This is a genomic window from Haemophilus paraphrohaemolyticus (assembly GCF_002015045.1).
GTDB lineage: Bacteria > Pseudomonadota > Gammaproteobacteria > Enterobacterales > Pasteurellaceae > Haemophilus_A > Haemophilus_A paraphrohaemolyticus.
On the sequence record NZ_MUXX01000005.1, the window covers coordinates 40970 to 67296 of the forward strand.

Sequence of the window (26327 nt, forward strand, 5' to 3'; positions counted from 1 at the left end):
CTTATGCTTTAACTGCTGGTTTGACAATAACATCACTATTAGTTGCGCCTGGAACAGCACCTTTAACTAATAATAATTTACGCTCAGCATCTACACGAACAACTTCAAGTGATTGAACAGTTACACGCTCAGCACCTAAGTGTCCAGCCATTTTTTTACCTTTAAACACACGACCTGGAGTTTGGTTTTGACCAATAGAACCAAGTACACGATGTGATAAAGAGTTACCATGTGTAGCATCTTGAGTACGGAAGTTCCAACGTTTCACACCACCTTGGAAACCTTTACCTTTAGATGTACCAGTAACATCGACTTTCTTAACATCTGTGAAGATGTCAACATTGATTTCTTGACCTAAAGTGAATTCTTCACCTTCAGTACGAAATTCCCATAAACCGCGACCAGCTTCAACACCTGCTTTCACGAAATGGCCTGCTTCTGGCTTAGTTACACGACTAGCTTTTTTAGTACCAGTAGTAACTTGAATTGCAGAATAGCCATCGTTTTCAAGGGTTTTAACTTGAGTAACACGGTTGGCTTCGATTTCGATAACGGTAACTGGAATAGACACGCCGTCTTCAGTGAAAACGCGGGTCATACCAACTTTACGACCGATTAAACCAATCATTGTAATAACCTCTTAAAATTCCCAATTAACCTAGACTAATCTGAACATCAACGCCAGCAGCTAGATCTAAACGCATTAATGCATCAACAGTTTTTTCTGTTGGTTCAACAATATCAACTAAACGTTTGTGAGTACGGATTTCATATTGGTCACGCGCATCTTTGTTAACGTGTGGAGAAATCAATACCGTGAAACGTTCTTTACGAGTTGGTAAAGGAATTGGACCACGAACTTGTGCACCAGTACGTTTAGCTGTTTCTACGATCTCCGCTGTTGATTGATCGATTAAACGATGATCAAACGCCTTTAAGCGGATACGGATTCTTTGGTTCTGCATTAGACCAGAGCTCCATTAAAATTTAGCTAATAAAAAACCAAACTACCACTTATCCAAAAAGAATAAGGGAGCTCAGTTACACCTAATTATAGTTCCAAGATTAGGAACATTATATATGTTGCCAAATCGGCAACACCATTTGATAAATGATTACATCAAACGACTTTACCATACACCTTCTCGCAAAGATGCACGAGAAAAGTGGCTGTATGATACCGACAAATTCCGATTTTGGCAACTCTTTTTTCTGCAAATTTGCTAATTTTTTGAACCACTTTTTAGGCAAAATTTTTTAGCATCTCTTATCACAAACTAGACTATTTTGAAACATCTCAAATTTCTATGTTATTTCAAAATATTTTTCTTAAATTTTCGAGCAAGTTCACATTTTTGAAAAAATGTAGTTGAAACGATCATACATTCTCAGGTATTTATTAAAAATATTTTTTTATTTAACAAAATTATTTATATTTTCAGGAGAAAAAATGCAACCTATTCAAGCTGTTGAAAAACCCATTTCTACTCTTTTTGAACCTATCGTAGGGAAAGTTAAAATTAAAACTTACTTTTCTTATTATGCCGTTTTTGCCAATGGATTTATGTTGGCTTTATATAAAAATAATATGGTCTTTTTACGTGCATCTACAAACTCAAAAGCAGAAATTCAGCAACTTGAAGGAACTTATCCACTTCAAGATCATGATGTTGGTATAAATACTAAAAATTTTTATGCAATGTCTTATAAATTTGCTTTAGAAACGCCAAAATTTTCTATTTGGCTGACCTCTATTTTAGAAGAACTTACAAACCAACAACGACTTGAAGAGGAAAAACGTAAAACACAAGTGCGTTCATTAGCTAATATGAACATAAAAATGGAGCGAATTTTAAAGCGTATTAATATCAAGAATGTGGAGCAATTTAGACAGAAAGGCTATATGAACACTTTTATTGAGCTTATCAAACAAGGCTCTGATCGCTCAGATATGATGCTATTTAGACTACATGGCGCTATTCATCAAAAATCAATCTACCATATTACCCATAAAGAAAGGTTGGAACTGCTAAAAGAAGCTAATCAGGCTCTTTACAATGCTGGATTGCGTCATAGATTTGATATTACAGATGAAGATTAACATTATAAAGGAAAGAAATGAATTAAAAATAAACCGTGGGAGTCAATTCCCACGGTTATTCAAGCATCCAATCTAAAAACATTTTCCATCAGATTAAGGTATCCCACGCACCTTTTTCGTTTTGATGTCGTTCATATTCCCGATATAGCTTACTAAGAATGTCCCCACTTTAGAGTGATATTCGTTCTCTGGATAAGATTCGAAGTTGCGAGAAAGGGAGTCTGTAATTGGATAGATTACACCACCACAACGTGCAGTATTACTTGGCATTCTGGGACAATACGGCAACCTAAGCCCGTTTTAGTGAAGCCGAGTGCAATCTCATAAATACCACTACAACGAGCCAGATGAGCGTGCTGCTTAATTAGCTTAATGCATCTTTGATTGCACCCGCATCGTTTTCCGCTCCTGCTACGTAAGTGAGGCGTAGATAGTCATACTCACAATCCCGAGTAAGCCGATTTCACCCACTTTGCAAACAATGGCAACGATGGTTGCACGAAAATAATTACAGTGTGCCACGCAGAAACAGGTAAGCCTTCAGATGGGGCAAGTTGCCATAGACCCACATTAATGGCGGTAATAATCAGCAATGGAATCCATTTGATATCTAATTTTATAAAGTAACACTCCAAAATTAAATGATTTAATTAGTAAAATAAAAGTCGTTACAATTTATAACAACTATGTAATTATTTTTTGGGGATAGATCAAAAAATTTACCTTCTTTGGAGGTGAATTCAAAAAAATAACGTAAATCAATACATTGATAATTAAGTATTATTCTCACTATTGTTCATTTTTTGAGTTAGATCATAAAAGCGGTTGTTTTTTGTTAAAAAATTGTGAAAAAGCTTTTTTTTGTACCTCCAAAGTGGCAGAATAAGCCAACTTCTTATGTTTTTACCTATTATTATTTTGGAGTGCATATGCAAAGTGTTAATTTTGATGTCGCAATTGTAGGTGCTGGTGGCGGTGGCTTACGTGCAGCAATTGCAGCAGCAGAAGCAAATCCGAACTTGAAAATCGCTTTAATCTCAAAAGTTTACCCAATGCGTAGCCATACTGTGGCAGCAGAAGGCGGTTCAGCAGCAGTAATTAAAGATAACGACTCATTCGATAACCACTTTAACGACACTGTAGGCGGTGGCGACTGGTTATGTGAGCAAGACATTGTGGAATACTTTGTAGAGCATTCTCCAATTGAGATGACCCAATTAGAACGTTGGGGCTGCCCGTGGAGCCGTCGTGAAGATGGTGAAGTGAACGTGCGTCGTTTCGGTGGGATGAAAATTGAGCGTACTTGGTTCGCGGCCGATAAAACGGGCTTCCACATTTTGCATACACTGTTCCAAACCTCAATGAAATACCCTAACATCGTGCGTTTTGATGAACACTTTGTATTAGATATTTTAACCGATAACGGCGAAGCTCGCGGTTGTGTGGCAATGAATATGATGGAAGGCTCATTAGTGCAAATCAATGCATCTGCGGTAGTTATCGCAACTGGTGGTGGTTGCCGTACTTATCGTTTCAATACTAACGGAGGTATCGTAACAGGTGACGGTTTATCAATGGCTTATCGTCACGGTGTGGCATTACGTGATATGGAGTTCGTTCAATATCACCCAACAGGCTTACCAAACACAGGTATTTTGATGACCGAAGGTTGCCGTGGTGAAGGTGGTATCTTAGTGAATAAAGATGGCTACCGTTATCTTCAAGATTACGGCTTAGGACCAGAAACCCCAATCGGCAAACCAGAAAACAAATATATGGAATTAGGTCCTCGTGACCGTGTTTCTCAAGCATTCTGGCAAGAGTGGAAAAAAGGCAATACCTTAAAAACGGCGAAAGGCGTGGATGTAGTTCACTTAGACTTACGTCATTTAGGTGAAAAACACTTAACTGAACGTTTACCGTTCATCTGCGAATTAGCACGTGCTTATGAAGGTGTGGATCCAGTGACCCAACCAATCCCAGTGCGCCCAGTGGTTCACTACACCATGGGTGGTATTGAAGTGGATATGCATGCTGAAACCTCAATCAAAGGTTTATATGCAGTGGGTGAATGTGCTTCTTCAGGCTTACACGGTGCAAACCGCTTAGGTTCTAACTCATTAGCTGAACTTGTGGTATTCGGTAAAGTGGCGGGTGAAAATGCGGCACGCCGTGCGTTAGAAGCAGTCAATGCAAACCAAGCACAAATTGATGCCCAAGCTAAAGATGTTGTAGCACGCTTAACGGCTCTTGCAAACCAAGAAGGTAACGAATCTTACTCAGACATTCGTAACCAAATGGGCGATGCAATGGAAGAAGGTTGTGGTATCTACCGTACACAAGAAGGTATGGAAGGTGCAGTAAACAAAATTGAAGAGCTTAAAGAACGTTATAAACGCATCAGCGTGAAAGATAAATCAAGCGTATTCAACACGGATTTACTCTATAAAATCGAATTAGGCTTTATTTTAGACGTAGCACAATCTATCGCTTGCTCTGCAGTTGAACGTAAAGAATCGCGTGGTGCACACCAACGTTTAGACTTCACTGAACGTGATGATGTGAACTACTTAAAACACACCCAAGCATTCTACAACGCGGATGGCAAACCAACTATTAAATACAGCGATGTGAAAATCACCAAATCACAACCTGCAAAACGTGTGTACGGTGCAGAAGGTGCAGCACAAGAAGCAGCGAAAAAAGCGGCAGAACAAAAATAGGGGATAGCTATGGAAAAAATGACGATTGAAGTGCTTCGCTACAACCCAGAAGTGGATAGTGAACCACATTTAGAAAAATATGAAGTACCGTTTGATGGTCAAACTTCATTGTTAGACGCATTAAACTACATCAAAGATGAGTTACAACCAGAGCTATCTTACCGTTGGTCTTGCCGTATGGCAATCTGCGGTTCTTGCGGTATGATGGTAAATGGCAAACCAAAATTAGCGTGTAAAACATTCTTACGCGACTACAGCGGTCATATGCGTATTGAACCACTTCAAAACTTCCCGATTGAACGTGACTTAGTGGTAGATTTAAGTCACTTCATCGACAGTATTGAAGCAATTCAACCATACATCATTGACAACAAAGCACCAGCAGGTCAGCGTACGAAACAAACTCCAGCACAACTTGAGAAATATCGTCAATTCTCAATGTGTATCAACTGTGGTTTATGCTACGCCGCTTGCCCTCAATTTGGTTTAAACCCAGAGTTTATCGGTCCTGCTGCCTTAACCTTAGCTCACCGTTATAACTTAGATAACCGTGATAACGGTCGTGAACAACGTATGAAGCTCTTAAGCTCACAAAACGGTGTGTGGAGCTGTACTTTCGTTGGTTACTGCTCAGAAGTGTGTCCAAAACACGTTGGTCCTGCTTCAGCAATCAACCAAGGCAAACTTGAAAGTGCCAAAGACTACGTGATCTCAATGTTAAAACCAAAAGGCTAGGGGGAATTATGACAACAGCAACAAAACGCAAAGCCTATGTACGTGAAGTAAAAGCGAATTGGTGGACAAAACTTGGCTTCTATAAATTCTATATGGTGCGTGAAGCAACTGCTATCCCAACTGTTTGGTTCTGCTTAGTATTACTTTATGGCGTAATCGCATTAGGTAACGGCACTTTTGACACGAACTTTGTGGACTTCTTAAAAAATCCAATTGTGATTATCTTAAACCTTGTGAGCTTAGCGGCAATGTTATTGCACGCTGCAACGCTCTTCATTATGACCCCACAAGTCTTGGGTATTATGGTAAAAGGTGAAAAATTACCTGTGGCAACGGGTGCGAAAATTATGTGGGGTATTACCGCGGTAATTAGCATCATCGTATTAGCCCTTGCGTTATAGGAGTGAAATATGAGCAAACAAGACGTTATTAACAAAGCGGTAAAATCAAACGAACCGCCCGTATGGTTACTCTTTAGTGCAGGCGGTTCTGTGAGTGCGTTCTTCTTCCCTGTGGTGATTTTAATCTTCGCATTACTCTTACCATTCGGCATTGTTGATGCACAAACTATCAACACCTTCGCACACACTTGGATTGGTAAAATCACTATTTTGGTTTTAACTATTTTCCCAATGTGGGCGGGAATGCACCGTGTTCACCACGGCTTACACGACTTAAAAGTACACCTCCAAGCAGGGGGCGTGATTTTCTATGGATTATCCGTAGTTTACACAGTTGTTGTAGCTTACTTAACATTAAGCCTGTAATTCTACAAGCAGTCTAAAAAACATAAAACCCTGCAAATTTACAGGGTTTTGTTCTATCCATAAAAATGGTCGTATTATACGACCATTTTCTTTAATTTAATACATCTCCCACCTTAAACCAATCTGCTCGTCCGTTTAAGAAATCTTGCACCGACATCGGTTTTTTGCCTTGTGGTTGAAGTTGGGTAATGTTTAATACACCATCTTGAGTGGCAATTTTCAAGCCTTTTTTATCAAAGGCAATCACAGTGCCGAATGCTTTTTCTTGGTGTGGTAACACATTAGCTTGATAAACTTTTATTCGTTCTTCATTGCCATTCACATTCACGGTTAAGAAGGCAATTGGGGCTGGATTGAAGGCTCGGATATTGCGTTCCAACTGACAAGCGGGCAAATTCCAGTCTAATTTTGCTTCTTCTTTGGTAAGCTTTTCGGCGTAATTAGCTAAATCATCATCTTGTTTTTCAGGTTTGAATTGCTGATTTTCTAACCCGTTTAACACCTCTAATAATGCTGGCGGAGCAAGCTCGGCAAGTTTTTGATAAAGCGAAGCGGAGGTTTCTATCGGTAAAATATCGGTATACACTTTGTGCAACATATCGCCTGTGTCTAAACCGATGTCCATCTGCATAATGGTTACGCCTGTTTGGCTATCGCCTGCCCAAATCGCACGCTGAATAGGGGCTGCACCTCTCCAACGTGGGAGAATCGAACCGTGCACGTTCAAACAGCCATATTTAGGTGCATTTAACACTGCTTCAGGCAGAATCAAACCATAAGCCACCACCACCATCACATCTGCATTTAAGGCTTTAAGCTCTGCTTGAACCTCTTCCTTACGCAACGATTTCGGCTGATAAACGGGAATGTTGTGTGCTTCGGCAAGCTGTTTGACGGGGCTGGCTTGCAGTTTTTTGCCTCGACCTGCAGGTTTGTCGGGTTGAGTGTAAACGGCAATGACGTTGTGTTCTGAATCAAGCAAGGCTTGTAGGTGTTGAGCAGCGAAATCAGGCGTGCCAGCAAAGATAATATTAAGTTTTGACATAATCGTATAAAGTTGATAAATAATGGGGGAATTTTAGCAGAAAACTCGTTTTTTCTCATCGCTCATTTTTTTGCTAAAATACACTAAATTTGTTGCAATAAGAGAACTGAATGGAATTTTTTATCCCGAAATCGGAAGTGATTTTTGAGGAAGAAATCAAAAAAAGCCGATTTATTACCTACCTTCGCCACACTGAAGGAATGGAGCAATCCAAGGCGTTTTTAGCGGAGATGAAAGCATTGCATTCGTCCGCTCGCCATTGGTGTTGGGCGACGGTGGCTGGTACACCAAACGATTCGCAACAATATGGTTTTTCGGACGACGGTGAACCTTCGGGTACGGCGGGAAAGCCAATGTTGAATTATTTGCTTGGTTCGGGGTTGGGTGAAATTACTGCTGTAGTAGTGCGTTACTATGGCGGAATTCAGCTGGGTACTGGCGGATTGGTAAAGGCGTATGGCAACGGAGTGCAACAGGCATTGTTATCGCTTGATACGGTTCGCAAAGTATTGCGAGAAAACTACCGCTTGCAGTGTGAATATGAGCAATTTAATACGATCAGTCACTTGCTGCAGGATTGGGATATTGAGATACTCGATCAGCAATTTTGCGAGAAAATCGAACTTCATTGGGCAATAAATCCCGTGCAGGTTGAACAAATCCAAGCCACGCTTACTCAACGTTTTGCGGGGCGATTGGAATTAGAAAAAGAAGAATAAAGAAGGTCAAATGCAATTTCTAACCATTATTCGCATTGTTGGCGTGTTAGTGATGAGCTTTTCTCTCACGATGCTTTTGCCTGCTGCGGTCGCCTTGATTTATGGGGATGGCGGTGGACGAGAGTTCTTGGAGTCTTTTGCCCTCACATTTGCTGTCGGGGCGACTCTTTGGTGGTTCTGCCGTGATTACAAAGATCAGTTGCGTTCCCGTGAGGGTTTTCTGATTGTGGTGCTATTCTGGATTGTATTGGGCAGCCTTGGTGCTGTGCCATTTATTCTGCTTGAACACCCAGATTTGAATTTCAGTGAGTCGATTTTTGAGTCTTTTTCAGGGCTGACGACCACAGGTGCAACGGTAATTACAGGGCTGGATGATCTGCCCAAAGCCATCTTGTTCTACCGCCAATTTTTGCAATGGTTAGGCGGAATGGGGATCATCGTATTAGCGATTGCGATTATCCCGATGATGGGGTTGGGTAAGCTCTATCGGGCGGAAATGCCAGGCCCACTCAAAGACGAGCGAATGCAACCGCGGATCGCAGAAGTGGCGAAAATGCTGTGGCAAATTTATCTTTCGCTCACAATTTTGTGCGGGCTAGCATATTGGCTGGCGGGAATGACACCTTTTGATGCGATTTCGCACAGTTTTACGACCATTTCGATAGGTGGATTCTCAACCCATGATGCCAGCATTGGCTATTTCAACAGCATTACGATTAACTACATTACAGTCTTTTTCTTACTGATTTCGTCTTGTAACTTCGCTTTGCATTTTACCTTGTTTAGCCAGTTGAAAGATCCCAAAGAGAAACGCAAAAGCTCGGTGTTGCAACGCCTTTATTGGCGAGATTACGAGTTCCGCTCGTTTTTGTTTATCCAAATTGCGTTGTTTGCGATTTGCGTGGCGGTGCTCAGCCTTTACAACTATTTCAGCATCACTGATACTACTATTGACCAAGTGTTGTTTGAATCGGTGTCAATTTCCACTACTGCCGGTTTTGGAGTAACAGACTTCAGTCAATGGTCATCATTTTTACCGACCTTACTAATTTTAGCCTCTTTTATTGGTGGTTGTGCAGGTTCAACAGGAGGGGGCTTGAAGGTAATTCGCGTGCTGCTGCTCTATTTGCAAATGAACCGCGAAATCCACCGGTTCGTGCATCCGAATTCAATTAAGCCGATTAAGCTAGGTAAATCTGTGCTTTCCGACCGTATTGAAGAAGGCATTTGGGCGTTTTTCTCTGCTTATATTTTCGTCTTTATTCTCTGTTGGTTAATGGCGATTTTGTGTGGAATGCAGTCATTCGATGCTTTTAATGCGGTTTTAGCAAGCCTGAATAACCTTGGACCTGCATTGGGTAGCGTGAGCACCAACTTCACCCAGGTGCCTGATGAGGCAAAATGGGTAATGACTTTTGCGATGGTGTGCGGGCGTTTGGAAGTGTTTACCTTACTTGTGATTTTAAGCCCTGTTTTTTGGAAAGATTAACAATGAAAACCCTGATTTTATATTTTACGACCGATGGTCAAACCAAAAAGATTGCCGACAAGCTTGCCGAGCAAATCAATCACGATGTAGAAGTGATTTCACTGCAAAATCAAGCGGTCGATTTTGCCGAAAAATTAGCGAATGCCGACCAAATTGTGATTGGGGCATCAATTCGCTATGGGCATTTTAATCCGCTGGTGTATCAGTTTGTGGCGGAGCATCAAACAGTGTTAAATCAGAAAAAATCTGCATTTTTCAGCGTAAATTTAACCGCTCGCAAACCGAACCGCAGAACGGCTGAAAATAATGTTTACGTGCGAAAATTTCTCGCCAAAATTGCGTGGCAACCCAAATACGTGGAAGTGATTGCAGGGGCGTTACTTTACCCGCGTTATAAGTTTTTCGATCGTGTGATGATTCAGTTCATTATGAAGCTAACCAAAGGCGAAACTGATACTCGCAAAGAGTATGAATTTACTGATTGGGCACAGGTAGAACGGCTTGGGAAGTTGTTGGATGTGGGGCTAAAGTAAAGAGATGTAAATTTTCTATCTAAAAATGAGATAATGCGTATAATCGCCCGCGTGTTCACAATCGTGGGCGATTTTTTATTTTAAGGAAAACAACATGAGCATTTTAAAAGAGTTTCGTGAATTTGCCGTGAAAGGCAATGTAGTTGATATGGCAGTCGGTGTGATCATCGGTGGCGCATTCGGTAAAATCGTGTCTTCTTTAGTAAGCGATGTGATTATGCCACCTATCGGTTGGCTCATCGGCGGCGTAGATTTCAAAGATTTAGCGATTGAAATCGCACCTGCAAAAGAAGGTGCTGAAGCGGTAATGTTGAAATACGGTGCATTCATTCAAAACGTATTCGACTTCTTAATCATTGCGATTGCTGTATTCGGTATGGTAAAAATCATCAATTCACTTAAGAAAACCCCTGCACCAGAGCCAGAAAAAGTACCAGAGCCAACAGCTGAAGAGAAATTACTTGCTGAAATTCGTGATTTATTGAAAAAATAATTCTCTGATTTTTCAGAAACAAAAGGCTAATCTTTCGATTAGCCTTTTATGCTTTATAGCGTTTATAAACTCATTTGCGGATAAAACGCTTCAGTTAATTTTACCGCTTGCTCAAGAGAAATAGTTTTCACGGTAGTGGTTAGGTTTCGAGCTTGGAGATCTTGGGCAAGAGCAACTACATTTTCACGGTTTGTAAAAAGTTGCGGATTTTTGACCGCTTGTAACACGCCGTCTTGCCATAAAAGTAGGGCATCGGTGGGTTGTAATTGGGCAAGCAAGGTAGTGAGTTCTTGCTTGTCATATTGGGCTTTGGATAAAGTATAAAGCATTTTATCTCCTCGTATTTGCCTAAAATGTCAGTACTTTTTCAGCTTGATGCAACACTTCAAACAACCTGTTTTTACTCACTTTTTGAGCCTCTTTTAGCACAAGCTCTGAATTGTCTAATCCGCGTTCTGCAAGGCTTTCTTGGCAGATAAAACATTCCGTCAAGTCGTAAAGCTCAATCAGTTTAAAGGTCGCAATATGGTCTTTTTGGAGTAACAATTCAGGCTGTTGGTTGGCGAGCAGATTAAATACGCCATCGTTAAGGAAACAGATAGCAAGCTCTTCTTCATCACAAAACGCACTAGCGGCAAGCAAGGCATCCAACCCTTCACGGCTGATGCTAGAACCAAACGGTGGTTGGGTAAATAAAATGGCTAATTTATATTTCATTTTAAAAGGTCAGTAATCTATCGGCTTTGAGCACTGCTTGGCTAAATTCGCCTAAGCCTGCCAGAATAAAAGGCTCGGCAAGGTTTTCTTCGACAATGCCTCGACGCTGTGCAGCAGAGATGCACAAATGCAATGACAAGCGGTGTTTTTCTGCTAATTTTTTCCAATGTTCTACTAAATTCACTTCATCGCTAGCGGGATTAACCAACACATTCGCATTGCTTACGCCATTTTGGAAGAAAAAAATCTGGCTGATTTCGTGCCCCGCTTCCAGCAATTTTTCTGCAAATTGATAGGCTAAATATGCCGCTTGTGCACCATACACTTCGCCTTTTACTGCTAAAACATACTGCATTATTCGTCTCCTTTCTCTTCTGCACCTTGCTTAATTTGGCGGATGTAAAGGTAAACCGTATGGCGAGAAATATTCAACCGTTCCGCGACTTGGTTGATTGCCTCTTTAATATCAAAAATCCCTTTCTCAAACAGCGACACCACAATTTGGCGATTTTTATTATTGTTAGCAACCGTGCGATCGCTCATCACCTCTTCAATGGTGCGGTCGATGGTTTGAGCAACCAGATCTTCGACTGAGCTAGCGAAATTAACGGAAGTATCGTTTTCTTCCGCTGGAGGGAAAAAGGCATTTAAGAACTGCGAGGTCGGCACATCCAAGTTCATATTGATGCAAACAAACCCTATCACGTGCTGTTTGCGGTTTCGAATAGCGATGGTGACTGATTTCATCAATACGCCCCCTCCTTTACCACGTGTGAAATACGGTTTGGAGACGCTGTCGGTTTGCATATTATGTAACGAGCGTAGAGCTTTGTCGGTTAATGGCGAGCCGATTTTTCTATCGGTGTTGTGTCCGTTTACCACGTAAATGGCGGAATGTTCGAGAAATTCGAGCGAATGTAACACGATTTCGCAATGTTCGCCTAAAAGTGCGGCAATGCCGTCAATCACGGGAAAATAAGAGGCAAGAATAGCGTGATCTTCGTCGGTGTAGGGGGTGAAAGTGCTCATTTGATTGTAGGGTGGGAGGTTATCCCACCAATTAACTGTTGATATGCAAATAAAAAATGGTGGGCTAAAAGCCCACCCTACACATTACCTAATTATTTAGCTGGTTTAAAATCCAACAATTCAATCTCAAATTTTAAGGTTGAATTCGCTGGGATTTTACCTGCCGAACGATCACCATAACCTAATGCAGGTGGAACGACGATTTCCATTTTTCCACCTTTTTTGAGCATTGGAATGGCTTCAACCCACGCTGGGATTAACTGATCTAATTGAAATTCTACAGGGGCATTGCGGTCGTATGAGCTGTCAAATACCGTGCCATCAGGTAATGTGCCTTTATAGTGCACTTTAACCACATCCGTTTTGCTTGGGTTTGCCCCTTCGCCTGCTTTTTCAATTTTATATAATAAGCCAGAATCCGTTTTTTTCACGCCTGCTGTTTTTGCATATTCTGCACGGAATTTATCGCCTTCTTCAATCGTTGCTTTTGATTTTTCCGCTTGAATTTTTTGCTCTTGTGAAGAGAGATAGCTATCTAATGCTTTCAATTGATTTTGTAAATCTTCATCGGTTAATTTACCTGTTTTTTTCAAGGTATCTTGCACGCCTGCTAAGATTTTATCTTGGTTATAAGTGAATACCTCTTTTTGAGATTCCACAATCCCTTCGATATTTTTGCCCATCAACACGCCCACTGCGTATGATGAATCATCCACGAATTTTTTATCCGCTTTTTGCTCTGCCATCACAGAACCTGCAACCAATGTTGCCATTAATGTTGCAACTAAAGTAAATTTTTTGTTTAACATCCTATATTCCTCATAAAAGATTGGTAAGATATAGCTCAATAGAGTAAAGTGTATTTCTTTTTTAGACAACCTTTTTTATTAAAAATGCCCTCAGATCTTGAATTATTTAACAGAATTGAAGAACTTGAAACCAAAGTTGCCTTTCAAGAAGCAACGATCGAAGAATTAAATCAAGCTTTGATCGATCAACAATTCGCCCTCGATAAACTCCAGACCCAAGTTCGCCATTTGGCGGAAAAATTCAAAGGCATCTCAGCAAGTAACGTAGCTTCGCGCGAAGAAGAAACGCCACCGCCACATTATTAATCTACAATTATGTTGTATTTACAAAAACTCCTGCTTATTCGCCGATTTTTCTCCACATTGGCATTCTTTTCAATGCAAACGGTCTTTTTTATCTACCTTCAGAAAAAAGGACTGAGTAACAGCGAAATCGCCTTTTCGCTCTCGCTACTGTTTTTCTGCAATCAAGCACTTGCCATTTTTGCGGGTATCTGGGGCGATCGCTTTGGGCTTGCCAAAATGATGTTGCTTGGTTGCTTTTTAGATGTGCTTGCTTACATCTTTTTCCTCTCGGCAGATCACTACTTTCTCTTGCTACTCGCTACCACCTGTTTTGGTCTAGGGAGTTGCTTATTCGGCACGAATGCCAAAGCTTGTTTACTCGCGATTGCTGGCAATGAATATGCTGAAAAAACACGTCTGCAAGGCAAATACCTCAAAGTCACATCAATGTCTTCAATGGGTGCCCCACTTTTGGTGATTCCGTTTATTAAGTACGATCACATCAATGCTCTCATTTGGGCGTGCTTTGCGATTGAAGCGATTTTATTTGTGCTGATGATTAAGCCGTTTTCACAAATACAAGCGGTGCAAAAATTGGTCAAATTTCGCTTTTCGCAAATCCGTGACATTATGACCAAAGATTTTCTCTTTGTGCATTTGATGCTCTTTATCCCGCTTTCGATAGCAACCTCGTTTTTCGTGATTTTCCCGTTTTTGTTCGACAACAAACTGGGTATGCCCGAACATTCACCGATTGCGTTGTTTGTGAATGGTTTGCTCACCGTGCTTTTGCAAAGCATTTTTTCACGCAAAATTAACCTCACTCCAAAACAAACCGCTTGGGTTGCACCAATTTTGGCGGTCGGGATTGTCGTGCCGTGGTTTTTGACTTTACATTATTTGTCAATTTACACTGCTTATCTTTACTTAGTCATTTTCACCGTCATTGAGGTTTATGCTCTCACGGCAATGGCAAATTTGCTGGTGAAATTCGACAACGGTACGCATCGAGGCTTTATTTTTGGTGCATCCCGCTTATTGCTTTCTCTCGCAACAGTAGGCGTAATGAACTTGATTCCGCATTTGTTTTTGGTGTAATAATGATAAACCTATTACTCATTTCTCTTGGCGCAGTTGCAGGGGCAATTGCCCGCTGGTTACTTGGGTTATGGCTTAACCCTATTTTCACTACTTTTGCTTTTGGTACGCTAATTGCGAATTGGGTGGGCTGTTTGTTGATTGGGATTGCAATGGGGTTATCACTGCACGATCAGCAGAAATTACTGATTATCACGGGATTCCTTGGCAGTTTCACCACTTTTTCTAGCTTTTCTGCGGAATTAAGTGAGAAACTCTTAACAGGAAAATGGCTGGAATTTAGTTTAACGTTAGGATTGCATCTGGTCGGTGGAATTTTATTGACTGTGATGGGCATTATTCTTACTAGAATGGTGGTAAGCGGTTGATTTTATAGAGTAATTTGTAAATCTGAGATAAAACAAAACCGCTTGAAAGCGGTTTTATTGATGTAAATAACATTGGGCATGTTTGCCATGCCCAAACATACTTAAAGTAATACGTTAGACAATAGTAAGCCAAATACTAAGCAGAATGCCATACTTAATAAGCCTGGAAGCATAAAGCTATGATTGAAAATGTATTTACCGATTTTGGTTGTACCTGTGGTATCAAAGTCAATTGATGCAATAATCGGACCATAGTTAGGCACGAAGAAGTATCCATTTACTGCTACAAATACCCCGATTAAAATCGGTGCTGGGATGCCTAATGCGATCCCAAGTGGGAATAAGGTTGCTACTGTCGCGCCTTGGCTGTTTACTAACACAGAAAGTACGAATAATGCAAAAGCAAATGCCCAAGGTGCGGTTTGTACTAAACCTTCAACTAAACCTTTTACTTCCGCCATGTGGGCTTGCATTAAGGTGTCACCTAACCACGCGATACCGAAGATTGCAATCACCGCACGCATACCCGCGTGGAAAACAGAACCTTTAGTGATTTCTGTTCCGTCTGGTTTACAAGTGAAGATAATTAATGCACCAATTGAAAGCATAATGATTTCGATAGTGTGTGCCATTCCCATTGGTTTGCCATCAAAAACCGGGCGGAGTGAAGGCATAGCCCCCATTAACACGACAAGCAATGCACCGAATAAGAAGAGTGAAACTGACACTTTTGCCGTTTTGCTCACTTCAATTTCCGTAGAACTTGCAGTTGAGTTAAAGGTATCTGCATATTTTGGATCTTTCAAACGGCGTTGATATTCTGGATCATCTTTGAGCTCTTTACCCATTTTGTTCACAAATACGCATGCCAATAAAATACCTGCAAGAGTAGATGGAATCGTCACTATCAACACATCACCTAAGTGAATACCTTGTGGCTCAAGGAATGCAACAACCGCAACAACAGCTGCTGCAATTGGGCTTGCAACAATGGCAAATTGAGAAGCAATTACCGCCATTGAAAGAGGACGTTCTGGGCGAATGCCACTATGACGACTTACTTCAGCAATCACAGGAAGAACCGAATATGCAACATGTCCTGTTCCAGCCAATACGGTAAATGTCCACGTAACCAGCGGTGCAATAAATGTAATATGTTTCGGATTTCGTCGTAAAATGTTGGTTGCGATTTTGATCATATAATCCAAACCGCCTGCAGCTTGCATTGCAGCCGCAGCAGAAACTACCGCCATAATCATAAACATTACATCAATCGGCAAACCAGCTGGTTTTAAGCCAAAACCGAAAGAAAGAATGGCTAAACCTAAACCACCAAACACACCCAAACCAATCCCGCCTACGCGTGCACCGACTAAGATACAGAGCAACACAATGGCGAATTGCACAAGAAACATTGTAGACATTTGAACAACTCCGTTATAATTTAGAAAGAAATCCCCATAATTTGAGGTTACGACTGATTAAAAATCACCGCTAACTATATCATAAACAAATCTAATCTCTACTATTAGATTTAATTAAAATCAAAAAATAGGAAAAAATATGCAGTTTTCAAAAATGCACGGTTTGGGTAACGACTTTATGGTGATCGATGGCGTCACGCAAAACGTGTTTCTGACCCCCGACATCATCCGACAACTTTCCGACCGTCATCGTGGCATCGGCTTCGACCAACTTCTATTAGTTGAACCCCCTTATGACCCAGAGTTAGACTTTCACTACCGCATTTTTAACGCCGATGGCAGCGAAGTGTCGCAATGCGGCAACGGTGCACGCTGTTTTGCCCGTTTCGTGACATTAAAAGGCTTAACTAACAAGCCTAATATTCACGTCAGCACAGCCAAAGGCAAAATGATCTTAAGCCTCAAAGATGATGGCAAAGTGCGTGTAAATATGGGTGAACCGATTTGGGAACCCGCACAAGTGCCGTTTACTGCCAATAAATTCGAGAAAAACTACATTCTCCGTACCGACCTACAAACCGTGCTCTGTGGCGTTGTGTCTATGGGCAACCCACACTGTGTATTACAAGTTGAAAACATCGACACTGCCCCAGTGTTACAACTTGGTCCATTGCTTGAAAACCACGAACGCTTCCCAGAACGAGCTAACATTGGCTTTATGCAAGTGCTCAATCGCAATCATATCAAACTCCGTGTTTTCGAACGTGGTGCGGGCGAAACGCAGGCCTGTGGCAGCGGTGCGTGCGGTGCAGTTGCCGTCGGCATTATGCAAGGCGTATTAAACAGCAAAGTACAGGTAGATTTACCTGGTGGCTCACTTTGGATTGAATGGGACGGTGTTGGTCACCCGCTTTATATGACAGGCGATGCAACGCATATTTATGATGGGTTTATCAAACTCTAATTAAGGAAATTCTATGTTTAAAAAATCGTTTATTTTCGCATTACCATTCATAGTAACCGCTTGCTCTTCCAGCAATCAACCAGAAGAGGCATTTCCAGGTCAATTTGCGGATGCAGATTATGTCCTTTCTGACCAAGATGCACAAAAATGGGTGGCAGAAAGCGAACAGGCTCGTCAATGTATTTATCCAAATTTGACCCGTATTCAACAAAATCATTTTTCAAAAGAAGATAGCTATATCCATGCTCAATATGTTTTCTTCTACCCGCTTGAAAAAGTCATTGGCGAAGAATATGTCAAAATTCTACAATCCGATGAAAAATCCATGGGCTATGCACAATATCAATTCAAAAAATTTAAAGATAAGCCCACCGAGCTCCAACCTTTAACAGCCCAGCAATGCGAAACACTGCGAGCACAAGCCCGCGATGATTTAGCTGTTGTCAAAGGGCAATACAAAAGCGGAATGGTGGAAGAAACAAAAACCGCAAGCGACGACAAGAAAAACAGCGATGGCGTTGCCACCAACCAAAATAAATTCTTCTTTGATATTATCAAATGGGGATCGGCGTTATTGCTCTAATCAGCGAACAGCGAATATCACAAGCGGTGAAATTTGTAAAAGACATTGCAAATTTCACCGCTTGTTGATCTGCCTCCTAAAAGTTGGACAGGTTAGTTAACTTAGGTATTGCACTGGGCTCAATCCTCTTAAACCAAGTTTAATTCGTTTTTGGTTGTAATACGCTAAATATTCTTCAATTTCAGCCTGTCATTCAGCAATTGAATGATAAGTCCGAGAGTAAAAACACGCTGATTTTAGTATCGCAAAAAAACTTTCAATCACCGCATTATCGTGGCAATTTCCTCGGCCACTCATACTTTGCACCGCTTTACCCTCCAACATCTTTACCCATTCCACCGAGCCATACAATACGCCTTGGTCGCTATGAATAATCGGGCATTCTGTCGGTTTAATCTTACTAAGCCCTTGTTCTAACCTCTTTTTTACCAATGAAAATTTCGGTGATGAAGTTTAGCCACCTCACGGATACCATAATCCTGTTCGGTGACGAGTTTGATAATTTTCAAACGAAATTGATAAGAATAGGACATAATCTGCACCTCAAATTAGGTGTCCAGGTTTTTGGGTGCAGATCACTTTTTTCTATCTAGCCAAAGCTTGTTGTAAACTCTGCGTCCAAGCGGTTCTAAATGCGGCATCTTTCGCAAAAAGTTTGTATAGTTCTAGTTCATCTCGGTGGCGTTCACTCATCACATCGCGCAAAATGGCTTGGAAAGCCAATTCACGGGTATGAACATCCGGGTTGTTTTGATATTTTTGCTCAAAGTCTTTATGGCTACGGATGCGCTCGGTAATATTGATAAATTTTACCCGTTGCTCATCCGGTGTTGCGCTCCAGCCTTGGAACCATCTTTCATTGAACACACGAATAATTTCATCAATCGGATCTTTTTCTTTATCTTCACCATGCGTGCCGCGTGGATTTGGATTTTGTGGGTCAAGCTCTGTTTCTTCATCATCTAATTTAATGCTGTAATTCAGTTTGGTTCGCGCCAAACCGTAAGAGCTTAAATCCACTGCATCTAAAATTTCATCAAATTCATCCATTGGATCTTGTACTTTTAATTTTGGTACTAAGAATTTGAGGAACCAATAAAGCTTCTCCCAAGCAATATTTTCAAAATTGATGATGGAGGCCATTTGCCCGTAAATTTTTAAAAACTGCTTTGCCTTGATTTTAAAATCGACTTTTTGGGTTGGCTCAAGCGCCAACTCATGGTCGAAACGTTGAACCGCCACATCAATGATACTGCTTAATTGTTGTGCGTCCTTATTGGCAAAATAGCCTTCAGTAAAATCGTTGACCTCTGCTTGTTCATACACGCCGGTTTCATCCAACTGATCTTTCAAATCATGCAAGACATTGACATCGGTTGCTTGCGACAACGACGTAGAAGTATAAAACGGCTCAAATGCTTGCTGAATATCTTCAACGCTGTTAAAAAAGTCCAATACAAACAAATCTTCCGTGCGTTTTCCCAACTTATTCGCACTACGATTTAAACGCGATAATGCCTGAACACAAAGTACGCCGGAGAGTTTCTTGTCCACATACATCGCACATAATTTAGGTTGGTCGAAGCCGGTCAAATATTTATTGGCTACCACCAATAGGCGATATTCATCTTTATCAAAATAATCTTTGGTTTCGCTTTCTGCAAAGCCATTTATTTCCGCTTCGGTGTATTCAACGCCATCAACCACTTTACTGCCTGAAAACGCAATCGCAATTTTAAATGGATTGCCTCGCTCAGCCAGCAAGCGTTTTAACGCCTGAAAATAGCGGATGGCGGTTTCAATATTTTGCGTTACCACCATTCCCTTGGCTTTGCCTTTGAGTTTTTTACGGTTAAAGATTTGCTGGATAAAATGATCCAGCATGATTTCTGCCTTGGTATCAATCGTTTGTTGCGAACGCTCCACATAAGCTTTCAGGCGGCTTTGAGCCTTCTTACTATCAAACTCCGGATTATCTTCAATTGATTTAGTGATCTCATAAAAACTTTTATAAGTGGTGTAATTCGCAATCACATCCAAAATAAAGCCTTCTTCAATCGCCTGCTTCATAGAATAAAGGTGGAACGGCTTAAATTTACCATCCGCCTGTTTCTCGCCGAATTTTTCCAAAGTGCTGTTTTTCGGTGTGGCGGTGAAAGCAAAATACGACGCATTGCCGCGCATTTTGCGGGATTGCATGGCTTGTAAAATCAAATCTTGCACATCTTCGGCATCAAGGTCTTCCGTTTTGCCGATGGCTCGGTTCATATTGTCGTGTGCCGAACCGGATTGTGAGCTGTGCGCCTCATCAATAATCACCGCAAATTGTTTGTCGCCTAAATCAGCAATGCCATCGACAATAAACGGGAATTTCTGAATCGTGGTAATAATGATTTTTTTGCCCTGCTCAAGGGATTGGCGCAATTCTGCCGAACTCAACGCCGGCGCAACAATGTTTTTAACTTCTGAAAAATCTTTGATATTGTCGCGCAGTTGCTTATCAAACAAACGACGGTCGGTAACAACAATTACCGAATCAAAAATCGGGCGGTCTGCCTCTCTACCGTTTGCCGCCTTTTCATTGCGCGGATAGGCCTCAATCAACTGATACGCCAACCAAGTAATGGAATTAGATTTGCCTGAGCCGGCAGAGTGTTGAATCAAATAGCGTTTGCCCACGCCTTGTTCACTGACATCAGCAATCAAACGGCGGACCACATCTAATTGGTGATAGCGAGGGAAAAAGAGTGTGCGTTTATCCAACGGATCTTTTGTTGACCCATCTAAACGCATAAAATGCTGAATAATGTTGGCAAGGCTGGCTTTGCTGAACACATCTTGCCACAAATACGCCGTGCGGTGTCCATTGGGATTGGGCGGATTGCCCTTACCGCAGTTGTTGCCCAAATTGAACGGCAAGAAAAACGTAGCAGGCCCCGCTAATTTGGTGGTCATATAAGCTTCTTCCGTATCTAAGGCAAAATGCGCCAAACAACGCCCGAAATGAAACAGCGTTTGGCTTAAATCTCGGTTGCGATATTGTTTTTGGGCATCAATGGCCGTCTGACCCGTCCAATGGTTTTTCAGCTCAAGGGTAATAATCGGCAAGCCATTGACAAACAGCACCATATCCACCGTTTCATTGCTTGAGGCAGAATAAGGCACTTGGCGCATACAGCTAAACAGATTCTGTTCAAAACGCCGTTTAACCTTTTCGCCGCTGCTGGCAAGCGGAACGGGGTAAAGCAAATCAAAATGGGCGCTATCAATATCTAAGCCTTTTTTCAGCAGGTGCAACACGCCGTTTTTCTTTATTTGGCGGTCTAACCGCTCTAGAATTTTACGTTGCCAGTCGTTTGGGTTTAACTGTTGAAAACGGGCAAGTTCCGCCTCTTGGCTGGTTTGCAGGAATTGCCAAAACAGACGCGTATCAATCGCAAACTGCGCATCAAAATCCTGTGAAAATGCCAGCTCAAAACCATGATGGCGCGGCAGGTATTCCACCTTCGGCTCACTCAGCTTATTTTCCATGTTTTCACGCCAAGTGCCGGTTAAGGCTTTTTCGATGGCAATTTCTAAATCTTTTTCCTTAGTTCCTGAAACCATTTTTCACCCTTTTGTGAATGTTTTAAAATTTATTCATTACGCCCAAGTTGCGCTGCCAATATTCAAAATCCATTAGCTTTTTTGACCGCACTTTTCACACCGATACCCGCACCTTGCCGGTTACCACATCGTTAATCAACACGCTTTTATACTCTTTTAGCTTTTCAATATGGGCTGTTTTTAATGCGATGGCTTGATCAATTTTGGCGGTTTGTTTGTCTAGGTAGTCGGCAATTTTTTGCTGTTCGCAAAATGGTGGTAAAGCAAGCTGGAAATTATTTATAAATTCTGATGGAACTCTCTTTAATCCACCAGTTCCAGACATTTTGCTAATCGCTATTTCCATAAAATTTTGTTCTTGCAGTCTATAAAATAAAAATTTATTTAAAAGATTATTGTATGTCCTTAATACATATATTTCAGACGACCCAAAACCTATGCTGTTTACTAAATTTTTTGCGATAGCAAAATTTTTATTCTCAAAGCAAGGTGTAACTTTAGCAATTAGTAAATCTTCATCCCTAAAATAAGTATATGCTGAGTAAACATTTTTAATCTGTTTTATCTCATCTAATACCAAGGTATTTAGTTTTAATTTTTCCATAGGAATAAAGCTACATGATTCCTCATGATTACATGTTATTTCTGATTTGCTAGGAGAAAGTTTTGCTAAATACTTTAACTTTTTCACTTCCCAATGCTCCGGCACTTGCCCTATCCACTCCACACCGGAATCTTTTAACGGCACATCAGGGTTTAAGCCACGGATTACGGCATTTTGAATCAGAATCTGTTTGTGCTCTTTCAACAGGGCAATCTGCTTTTCCGCCAAATCCACCGCCTGATCGATTTTGGCGGTTTTTTCGTCTAGGAATTGCGCGATTTTTTGTTGTTCGGAGAGAGGAATATCAATAATAGGTAACCGTTTAAAGTCTAAAAAACTTAAATTCTGTCTCAGTCCAGAACCAAATTTATAAAGCACTTTAGTAATGTCTAAAGTATGAAGATAATAATGTAAAAATTTAGCGGAATGATTATTTATAACCTTTAAATTCAGATAAGCACTCGTAATAATACCTTTATCTTTTGCTAATCCTGTTCGTAAACTGGTTTTATCGTTTTGCAAATCAGTACAACGAATAATAATATCGTTTGGTTCTACAATCTGATAGGTTTCAAATGATTCAGGAACAAGGCCAACTAATTTTTCCTCAGGTTTTATAATTATTTGACCATAACTCAATGAAAGAACAGTTTTTTCTTTCATTCCTTTATTATCACGTTTATTTTCTCTGAATACATTCATTCCTATAGTTAATTCCCACTGACTCGGTATTTTCCCCAGCCATTCCACGCCCGAATCTTTGTAACTCTCGTATCGTCTCATTTGCAAAAAATCCTTAAAATCTGACCGCTTGTATAGGGTGCATAGCTTTAACTACCGTTTATCTTTTAACTGTTTGATTTCTTTTTGACAATTTTCTAATATTTTTAAATCTTCGTTATCTGCTTGGCGTTGTTTTTGTTGTTTTCGTGCTTGGTCAAATAATGTGTATTGTTCATAGGTAAAGGCTTCCATTTGTTTTTGGGTTCGCTTGCCATTGCCTTGTAAAACGGGAAATCCGTTAAATTCGATCAAATTATCTACGTTGTTTCGCCAGAATGACAAAGTTAAATCTTGATTGTTTTTAACCCGCAACTCTGCGCTTTCTAAGAAAATCATGACTAATCGGTTCAGGGAATCTAACTCATCATTTGATAAATAATTTTTAGCAATCACAATATCGCCTTTGCGTACAATCGTGCCTTTCCATGTGGTTAAGCCCATATTGGGTAAGGTAGCGTCGGCACGTTTGCAAATTAATTCGGCTGCGGTTTGTTTGGTGATGGCGTAAATCAATTTATTTTGCGTCTCAGCGAAAAACATTTGGGTATTTTTATCTGTTTTATCGTAATCGCTTGATAGACTAAATAATTCTCGCACTTTTTGATAAAAACGCATTTCACTGGCACGAATCTCACGGATTTGTTCCAGTAATTCATCAAAATAATCTAAACGACCTTGAGGATTTTTTAATCGTTCTTTATCAACTAAAAAACCTTTTTCTAAATAATTGCGAAGTTGTGTATTCGCCCAACGTCGAAATTGTACGCCGCGCGGACTGCGAACTCTAAATCCTACGGCTAAAATCATGTCAAGCGAGTAATGTTTCACTTGATATTCTTTGCCGTCTTGGGCAGTTATTAAATAATCCTTAATAACTGAATTTTCATCTAACTCTTTGTCTTTTAATATGTTTTTTATATGAGTGGTTATATTTGGTACAGAGGTGTCAAAAAGTTCTGCCAACTGATTTTGTGTAAGCCACGCTTCGTTTTCCATCACTAATAACGCAACATTGGCTTTGCCGTCATCAGTGTTATAAATAATTAAATCACTCATCGATTTCCCCTAAAATCTCACTAATCAAGCCGTCAGCCTGTTTTTCTAACGCCAAAATATCTTGGGCCACTTCTGCAAGGCTGCGCAATGGTTTGTGGCGGTAAAAATATTTATTAAAGCTGATTTCATAGCCGATTTTCACACTTTCCATATTCAGCCATGCTTCGCTGATGTGCGGCTGCACTTCGGCTTTGAAATAATCGTGGATATTTTGTTTAAGCGGTATGGATTCGCTGTCGCGCAAGTCGCTGCTTGTTTCGTATTGGAGATATTCGCCTGCTTTGCCGGTGGCGTAATAGCCAAAGTCTGCCAGCTCGTCGGCTTGGCATTGGTAGCGTTGGCAAAGGGCGTCTAATTCGTTTGGTTTGAGCTTAAGCGTTTTGGCAATGACTTTGGCGGCACTTTCGTTGTACCAGCTTACGGCATTGAAAATGGCCTTTTTCTCTGTGGCAGAGAGGGAGATTTTTTCGGCTTTCAGACGGCCTTCCACGGCTTGTTTGAATTGGTTGAAATCGTCAAATTGGGTTGAGCCGAAATATTCGAGTAAGGTTGAGGCCGTCTGAAAAAGTGCGGCGGCTTTTTCCCACGTTTTGACATCCAACAGCTTAGCCTTATTTTTATTGTTTAAGGCAATGCCCTGCGCTTCACACCAAGCGCTGATTTCTGGCTCTGTTTTGGCTAAATATTCGGCGTTGTAAATTTGTTCGCCATGTTGCTGATAAAGATATTGCATCGGCTCAAACAGGGCTTTGTCAAAACGTAAAGACGCAATATTTTGGGCGGTAAATTGTGCAGAACGACGATCCGGGCGTTCGATGGTGACTTTGTAATAGCCGAAATCTTGATTGTCAAAAATCTGCGAAGCTAAGCCGACCGCTTCATTTTGTCCGTCGGTTTCGCGTGTTTTAGCGCTGAAATCAAGATAGTTTTGGGTAATTTCGGCAATATGTTCCGGCGCAAATTCGCAGTTTTTTTCGCCTAGTTTTTTACGCAGCTTACGGAATAAGAGGCTGGCATCAATCAGCTGTACTTTGCCTTTGCGTGTTTCGGGTTTGTTGTTGGACAGCAACCAAATATAGGTGGTAATGTCTGTATTGTAGAATAGCTTGTTGGGCAGCTGTACGATGGCCTCCAGCAAATCGTTCTCAATGATATGGCGACGGATATTGCTCTCCCCCGAACCTGCATCGCCGGTAAAAAGGCTTGAGCCGTTGTGCACGGAGGCCACTCGGCTGCCGATTTTGTTGTCATTCGGCGATTTCATTTTGCTGACCATTTCCATTAGGAATAATAGCTGTCCATCACTAGCACTCGGGGTGGCATTAAGAGTTTCTTCATTGCCCCAGTAGTCAGGCAGGGAGACTTTGAAGCGGCTGTCGATAACCTCTTTGCCATCTTTAATATATGCTTGGTCATTGCTCCAGTTTTTGCCGTATGGCGGATTGGAAAGCATGAAGTCAAAGTGTTCGCCTTGGAAGCTGTCGGTGGCAAGGGTGGAGCCGACTTTGATGTTTTCGGGATTATCGCCTTTAATCATCATGTCGGATTTGCAGATGGCGTAAGTTTCGTCGTTGATTTCTTTACCGAATAAGAAAATTGAGCGCTCAACTTGCGATTCTGGCAGCGGATATTTTTGTTCAATAAAGTTTTGTGATTCGGTCAGCATACCGCCGCTGCCGCAAGCCGGGTCGTAAATCGTAATAGCCGCCGGGATTTGGTTTTTGAGCGGATCAAAGACCAAATGCGTCATCAACTCAATCACTTCGCGTGGCGTAAAGTGTTCGCCGGCTTCTTCGTTGTTTTCTTCGTTAAATTTACGGATCAGTTCTTCAAATACATAGCCCATGCCCAGATTGCTCAAGGCGGGCAATTTGTTGCCATCCGGGTCTTGTTGCTCTTTAGGGGTAAGATTGATGTAAGGGGAGACAAATTTTTCCAACACACTCAGCAAAACATTTTTATGGGACATATGGCGGATTTGTTCACGCAGCTTGAAGCAGTTGATAATTTCCTGCACGTTGGCACTAAAACCATCAAGATATTCTTCAAAATTAGCCAGCATATACTGCGGCGTATTGCTGGCGGTTTGATAGAGGGATTTTAATGTCCATTTTGAGGTGTTATAAAAAACATGGCCGGTAATTTTTTTAAGGGGAAGGTCATCCAATTCGGTGAATGCCAATTCTTCTTTTTGAAAACGCACTTCTTCCAATACGGCATCTTTGCTTGGCTCAAGTAAAGTATCCAAACGACGAAGCACAAACATCGGCAAGATTACATCACGATATTTACCGCGCACATACACATCGCGCAGACAATCGTCAGCAATGCTCCAAATAAAAGAAACAAGTTTGTTGTGAACTGAATGATCCATATTTATTCCTGAATGATTTATT

Annotated in this window: 30 protein-coding genes and 1 pseudogene; 14 read left to right on the plus strand and 17 right to left on the minus strand. The window is 41.1% G+C overall.

Translation table 11 applies throughout. The features are described from left to right. Position 1: 1 nt before the first annotated feature. Together rplC and rpsJ are read right to left on the minus strand one after the other, a co-directional pair. Positions 2-628 carry a 50S ribosomal protein L3 gene (rplC, locus tag B0184_RS04055; RefSeq protein WP_005706393.1) on the minus strand — a complete coding sequence of 209 codons (627 nt, stop codon included), beginning with the start codon at positions 626-628 and terminating at the stop codon, positions 2-4. A gap of 25 nt (positions 629-653) precedes the next feature. After that, the gene (gene rpsJ, locus B0184_RS04060; protein ID WP_001181005.1) at positions 654-965 is read right to left on the minus strand and encodes a 30S ribosomal protein S10; all 312 of its coding nucleotides are present in this window, start codon (positions 963-965) and stop codon (positions 654-656) included. 485 nt (positions 966-1450) lie between these two features. Between rpsJ and B0184_RS04065 the strand changes: the two genes are divergently transcribed. After that, positions 1451-2101, plus strand: a complete 651-nt coding sequence (locus B0184_RS04065; protein ID WP_005709238.1) for a TfoX/Sxy family DNA transformation protein — start codon at positions 1451-1453, stop codon at positions 2099-2101. Positions 2102-2194: 93 nt separating this feature from the next. Here the strand turns inward: B0184_RS04065 and B0184_RS10635 are convergent, their stop codons facing one another. After that, complete coding sequence (locus B0184_RS10635) at positions 2195-2371, minus strand: anion permease (protein ID WP_005709201.1); 177 nt, start codon at positions 2369-2371, stop codon at positions 2195-2197. Between the two features lie 170 nt (positions 2372-2541). After that, positions 2542-2694 (minus strand): hypothetical protein, encoded by a 153-nt coding sequence (locus B0184_RS10640; RefSeq protein WP_005709210.1) that lies wholly within the window; start codon positions 2692-2694, stop codon positions 2542-2544. A 336-nt stretch (positions 2695-3030) separates the two neighbouring features. Here B0184_RS10640 and frdA point away from each other — a divergent pair, with 336 nt between their 5' ends. Genes frdA through frdD form a run of 4 tightly spaced genes read left to right on the plus strand, consistent with a single transcriptional unit; the run spans position 3031 to position 6326 of the window. Next, positions 3031-4824, plus strand: coding sequence for a fumarate reductase (quinol) flavoprotein subunit (gene frdA, locus B0184_RS04075; protein ID WP_005709242.1), 1794 nt, complete (start codon positions 3031-3033; stop codon positions 4822-4824). 9 nt (positions 4825-4833) lie between these two features. Then, positions 4834-5559 (plus strand): succinate dehydrogenase/fumarate reductase iron-sulfur subunit, encoded by a 726-nt coding sequence (locus B0184_RS04080; RefSeq protein ID WP_005709235.1) that lies wholly within the window; start codon positions 4834-4836, stop codon positions 5557-5559. 8 nt (positions 5560-5567) lie between these two features. Next, positions 5568-5960 carry a fumarate reductase subunit FrdC gene (frdC, locus tag B0184_RS04085; RefSeq protein WP_005709223.1) on the plus strand — a complete coding sequence of 131 codons (393 nt, stop codon included), beginning with the start codon at positions 5568-5570 and terminating at the stop codon, positions 5958-5960. Positions 5961-5969: 9 nt separating this feature from the next. After that, on the plus strand, positions 5970-6326 hold the full coding sequence (gene frdD, locus B0184_RS04090) for a fumarate reductase subunit FrdD (RefSeq protein WP_005709199.1): 357 nt from the start codon (positions 5970-5972) through the stop codon (positions 6324-6326). A gap of 91 nt (positions 6327-6417) precedes the next feature. Here the strand turns inward: frdD and fmt are convergent, their stop codons facing one another. Beyond that, positions 6418-7371, minus strand: a complete 954-nt coding sequence (fmt, locus tag B0184_RS04095) for a methionyl-tRNA formyltransferase (protein WP_005709227.1) — start codon at positions 7369-7371, stop codon at positions 6418-6420. 110 nt (positions 7372-7481) lie between these two features. Between fmt and B0184_RS04100 the strand changes: the two genes are divergently transcribed. The 4 genes from B0184_RS04100 to mscL all read left to right on the plus strand — a co-directional run bounded on the left by B0184_RS04100 (position 7482) and on the right by mscL (position 10605). Continuing rightward, positions 7482-8090 carry a YigZ family protein gene (locus B0184_RS04100; protein ID WP_005709226.1) on the plus strand — a complete coding sequence of 203 codons (609 nt, stop codon included), beginning with the start codon at positions 7482-7484 and terminating at the stop codon, positions 8088-8090. A 10-nt stretch (positions 8091-8100) separates the two neighbouring features. After that, a complete protein-coding gene (locus tag B0184_RS04105) occupies positions 8101-9579 on the plus strand; it encodes a TrkH family potassium uptake protein (protein ID WP_005709219.1) in 1479 nt (492 codons plus the stop codon). A gap of 2 nt (positions 9580-9581) precedes the next feature. Continuing rightward, on the plus strand, positions 9582-10112 hold the full coding sequence (hemG, locus tag B0184_RS04110) for a menaquinone-dependent protoporphyrinogen IX dehydrogenase (protein ID WP_005709214.1): 531 nt from the start codon (positions 9582-9584) through the stop codon (positions 10110-10112). A 94-nt stretch (positions 10113-10206) separates the two neighbouring features. After that, entirely contained in the window at positions 10207-10605 is a 399-nt protein-coding gene (gene mscL, locus B0184_RS04115) for a large-conductance mechanosensitive channel protein MscL (RefSeq protein WP_005709207.1), read from the plus strand. Between the two features lie 62 nt (positions 10606-10667). Here mscL and tusB read toward each other — a convergent pair whose 3' ends face one another. From tusB to fkpA, 5 genes are all read right to left on the minus strand, one after another. Then, positions 10668-10934: a sulfurtransferase complex subunit TusB gene (tusB, locus tag B0184_RS04120; RefSeq protein ID WP_005709221.1), complete on the minus strand. Its 267-nt coding sequence runs from the start codon at positions 10932-10934 to the stop codon at positions 10668-10670. Between the two features lie 19 nt (positions 10935-10953). Next, positions 10954-11322, minus strand: a complete 369-nt coding sequence (gene tusC / locus B0184_RS04125; RefSeq protein WP_005709213.1) for a sulfurtransferase complex subunit TusC — start codon at positions 11320-11322, stop codon at positions 10954-10956. A 1-nt stretch (position 11323) separates the two neighbouring features. Next, on the minus strand, positions 11324-11677 hold the full coding sequence (gene tusD / locus B0184_RS04130) for a sulfurtransferase complex subunit TusD (RefSeq protein WP_005709239.1): 354 nt from the start codon (positions 11675-11677) through the stop codon (positions 11324-11326). Continuing rightward, positions 11677-12351, minus strand: a complete 675-nt coding sequence (locus B0184_RS04135) for a helix-turn-helix transcriptional regulator (RefSeq protein ID WP_005709218.1) — start codon at positions 12349-12351, stop codon at positions 11677-11679. Before B0184_RS04135 ends, tusD begins: the two co-directional genes overlap by 1 nt. Positions 12352-12443: 92 nt before the next feature. After that, on the minus strand, positions 12444-13160 hold the full coding sequence (fkpA, locus tag B0184_RS04140; protein ID WP_005709234.1) for an FKBP-type peptidyl-prolyl cis-trans isomerase: 717 nt from the start codon (positions 13158-13160) through the stop codon (positions 12444-12446). 84 nt (positions 13161-13244) lie between these two features. Between fkpA and B0184_RS04145 the strand changes: the two genes are divergently transcribed. From B0184_RS04145 to B0184_RS04155, 3 genes are read left to right on the plus strand one after another with little or no spacing between them, the layout of a single operon-like run. Further along, the gene (locus tag B0184_RS04145) at positions 13245-13466 is read left to right on the plus strand and encodes a SlyX family protein (protein ID WP_005709196.1); all 222 of its coding nucleotides are present in this window, start codon (positions 13245-13247) and stop codon (positions 13464-13466) included. Positions 13467-13478: 12 nt separating this feature from the next. Further along, positions 13479-14543, plus strand: coding sequence for an MFS transporter (locus tag B0184_RS04150; protein ID WP_039851501.1), 1065 nt, complete (start codon positions 13479-13481; stop codon positions 14541-14543). Positions 14544-14548: 5 nt separating this feature from the next. After that, positions 14549-14911 carry a CrcB family protein gene (locus tag B0184_RS04155; RefSeq protein WP_039851503.1) on the plus strand — a complete coding sequence of 121 codons (363 nt, stop codon included), beginning with the start codon at positions 14549-14551 and terminating at the stop codon, positions 14909-14911. Positions 14912-15012: 101 nt separating this feature from the next. On the opposite strand, the gene B0184_RS04160 is transcribed toward B0184_RS04155, so the two are convergent. Continuing rightward, positions 15013-16335 (minus strand): anaerobic C4-dicarboxylate transporter, encoded by a 1323-nt coding sequence (locus B0184_RS04160; protein ID WP_005709231.1) that lies wholly within the window; start codon positions 16333-16335, stop codon positions 15013-15015. 139 nt (positions 16336-16474) lie between these two features. On the opposite strand from B0184_RS04160, the gene dapF reads away from it, so the two are divergent. Beyond that, on the plus strand, positions 16475-17299 hold the full coding sequence (gene dapF / locus B0184_RS04165; protein WP_005709200.1) for a diaminopimelate epimerase: 825 nt from the start codon (positions 16475-16477) through the stop codon (positions 17297-17299). 13 nt (positions 17300-17312) lie between these two features. Beyond that, positions 17313-17882 carry a DUF5358 domain-containing protein gene (locus B0184_RS04170; RefSeq protein WP_005709236.1) on the plus strand — a complete coding sequence of 190 codons (570 nt, stop codon included), beginning with the start codon at positions 17313-17315 and terminating at the stop codon, positions 17880-17882. A 96-nt stretch (positions 17883-17978) separates the two neighbouring features. Here B0184_RS04170 and B0184_RS10850 read toward each other — a convergent pair whose 3' ends face one another. The 6 genes and pseudogenes from B0184_RS10850 to B0184_RS04200 form a co-directional block, all read right to left on the minus strand. Then, positions 17979-18062 (minus strand): IS3 family transposase, encoded by an 84-nt coding sequence (locus B0184_RS10850; RefSeq protein WP_115265099.1) that lies wholly within the window; start codon positions 18060-18062, stop codon positions 17979-17981. A gap of 266 nt (positions 18063-18328) precedes the next feature. After that, positions 18329-18415 (minus strand): annotated as a pseudogene (locus B0184_RS10580) (transposase); the annotation flags it as partial. Between the two features lie 52 nt (positions 18416-18467). Further along, entirely contained in the window at positions 18468-21488 is a 3021-nt protein-coding gene (locus B0184_RS04185; protein ID WP_005708179.1) for a type I restriction endonuclease subunit R, read from the minus strand. A gap of 94 nt (positions 21489-21582) precedes the next feature. Continuing rightward, positions 21583-22875: a restriction endonuclease subunit S gene (locus B0184_RS04190; protein ID WP_005708180.1), complete on the minus strand. Its 1293-nt coding sequence runs from the start codon at positions 22873-22875 to the stop codon at positions 21583-21585. 51 nt (positions 22876-22926) lie between these two features. Continuing rightward, the gene (locus B0184_RS04195; RefSeq protein ID WP_005708178.1) at positions 22927-23931 is read right to left on the minus strand and encodes a virulence RhuM family protein; all 1005 of its coding nucleotides are present in this window, start codon (positions 23929-23931) and stop codon (positions 22927-22929) included. Continuing rightward, a complete protein-coding gene (locus B0184_RS04200; protein WP_005708181.1) occupies positions 23924-26305 on the minus strand; it encodes a type I restriction-modification system subunit M in 2382 nt (793 codons plus the stop codon). Before B0184_RS04200 ends, B0184_RS04195 begins: the two co-directional genes overlap by 8 nt. Between the last annotated feature and the right edge of the window lie 22 nt (positions 26306-26327).

Excerpts from the sequence above, each read along its gene's own strand:
- rplC (WP_005706393.1), bottom strand. The coding sequence starts at position 628 with ATGATTGGTTTAATCGGTCGTAAAGTTGGTATGACCCGCGTTTTCACT.
- rpsJ (WP_001181005.1), bottom strand. The coding sequence starts at position 965 with ATGCAGAACCAAAGAATCCGTATCCGCTTAAAGGCGTTTGATCATCGT.
- B0184_RS04065 (WP_005709238.1), top strand. The coding sequence starts at position 1,451 with ATGCAACCTATTCAAGCTGTTGAAAAACCCATTTCTACTCTTTTTGAA.
- B0184_RS10635 (WP_005709201.1), bottom strand. The coding sequence starts at position 2,371 with ATGCCAAGTAATACTGCACGTTGTGGTGGTGTAATCTATCCAATTACA.
- frdA (WP_005709242.1), top strand. The coding sequence starts at position 3,031 with ATGCAAAGTGTTAATTTTGATGTCGCAATTGTAGGTGCTGGTGGCGGT.
- B0184_RS04080 (WP_005709235.1), top strand. The coding sequence starts at position 4,834 with ATGGAAAAAATGACGATTGAAGTGCTTCGCTACAACCCAGAAGTGGAT.
- frdC (WP_005709223.1), top strand. The coding sequence starts at position 5,568 with ATGACAACAGCAACAAAACGCAAAGCCTATGTACGTGAAGTAAAAGCG.
- frdD (WP_005709199.1), top strand. The coding sequence starts at position 5,970 with ATGAGCAAACAAGACGTTATTAACAAAGCGGTAAAATCAAACGAACCG.
- fmt (WP_005709227.1), bottom strand. The coding sequence starts at position 7,371 with ATGTCAAAACTTAATATTATCTTTGCTGGCACGCCTGATTTCGCTGCT.
- B0184_RS04100 (WP_005709226.1), top strand. The coding sequence starts at position 7,482 with ATGGAATTTTTTATCCCGAAATCGGAAGTGATTTTTGAGGAAGAAATC.
- B0184_RS04105 (WP_005709219.1), top strand. The coding sequence starts at position 8,101 with ATGCAATTTCTAACCATTATTCGCATTGTTGGCGTGTTAGTGATGAGC.
- hemG (WP_005709214.1), top strand. The coding sequence starts at position 9,582 with ATGAAAACCCTGATTTTATATTTTACGACCGATGGTCAAACCAAAAAG.
- mscL (WP_005709207.1), top strand. The coding sequence starts at position 10,207 with ATGAGCATTTTAAAAGAGTTTCGTGAATTTGCCGTGAAAGGCAATGTA.
- tusB (WP_005709221.1), bottom strand. The coding sequence starts at position 10,934 with ATGCTTTATACTTTATCCAAAGCCCAATATGACAAGCAAGAACTCACT.
- tusC (WP_005709213.1), bottom strand. The coding sequence starts at position 11,322 with ATGAAATATAAATTAGCCATTTTATTTACCCAACCACCGTTTGGTTCT.
- tusD (WP_005709239.1), bottom strand. The coding sequence starts at position 11,677 with ATGCAGTATGTTTTAGCAGTAAAAGGCGAAGTGTATGGTGCACAAGCG.
- B0184_RS04135 (WP_005709218.1), bottom strand. The coding sequence starts at position 12,351 with ATGAGCACTTTCACCCCCTACACCGACGAAGATCACGCTATTCTTGCC.
- fkpA (WP_005709234.1), bottom strand. The coding sequence starts at position 13,160 with ATGTTAAACAAAAAATTTACTTTAGTTGCAACATTAATGGCAACATTG.
- B0184_RS04145 (WP_005709196.1), top strand. The coding sequence starts at position 13,245 with ATGCCCTCAGATCTTGAATTATTTAACAGAATTGAAGAACTTGAAACC.
- B0184_RS04160 (WP_005709231.1), bottom strand. The coding sequence starts at position 16,335 with ATGTCTACAATGTTTCTTGTGCAATTCGCCATTGTGTTGCTCTGTATC.
- dapF (WP_005709200.1), top strand. The coding sequence starts at position 16,475 with ATGCAGTTTTCAAAAATGCACGGTTTGGGTAACGACTTTATGGTGATC.
- B0184_RS04170 (WP_005709236.1), top strand. The coding sequence starts at position 17,313 with ATGTTTAAAAAATCGTTTATTTTCGCATTACCATTCATAGTAACCGCT.
- B0184_RS04185 (WP_005708179.1), bottom strand. The coding sequence starts at position 21,488 with ATGGTTTCAGGAACTAAGGAAAAAGATTTAGAAATTGCCATCGAAAAA.
- B0184_RS04190 (WP_005708180.1), bottom strand. The coding sequence starts at position 22,875 with ATGAGACGATACGAGAGTTACAAAGATTCGGGCGTGGAATGGCTGGGG.
- B0184_RS04195 (WP_005708178.1), bottom strand. The coding sequence starts at position 23,931 with ATGAGTGATTTAATTATTTATAACACTGATGACGGCAAAGCCAATGTT.
- B0184_RS04200 (WP_005708181.1), bottom strand. The coding sequence starts at position 26,305 with ATGGATCATTCAGTTCACAACAAACTTGTTTCTTTTATTTGGAGCATT.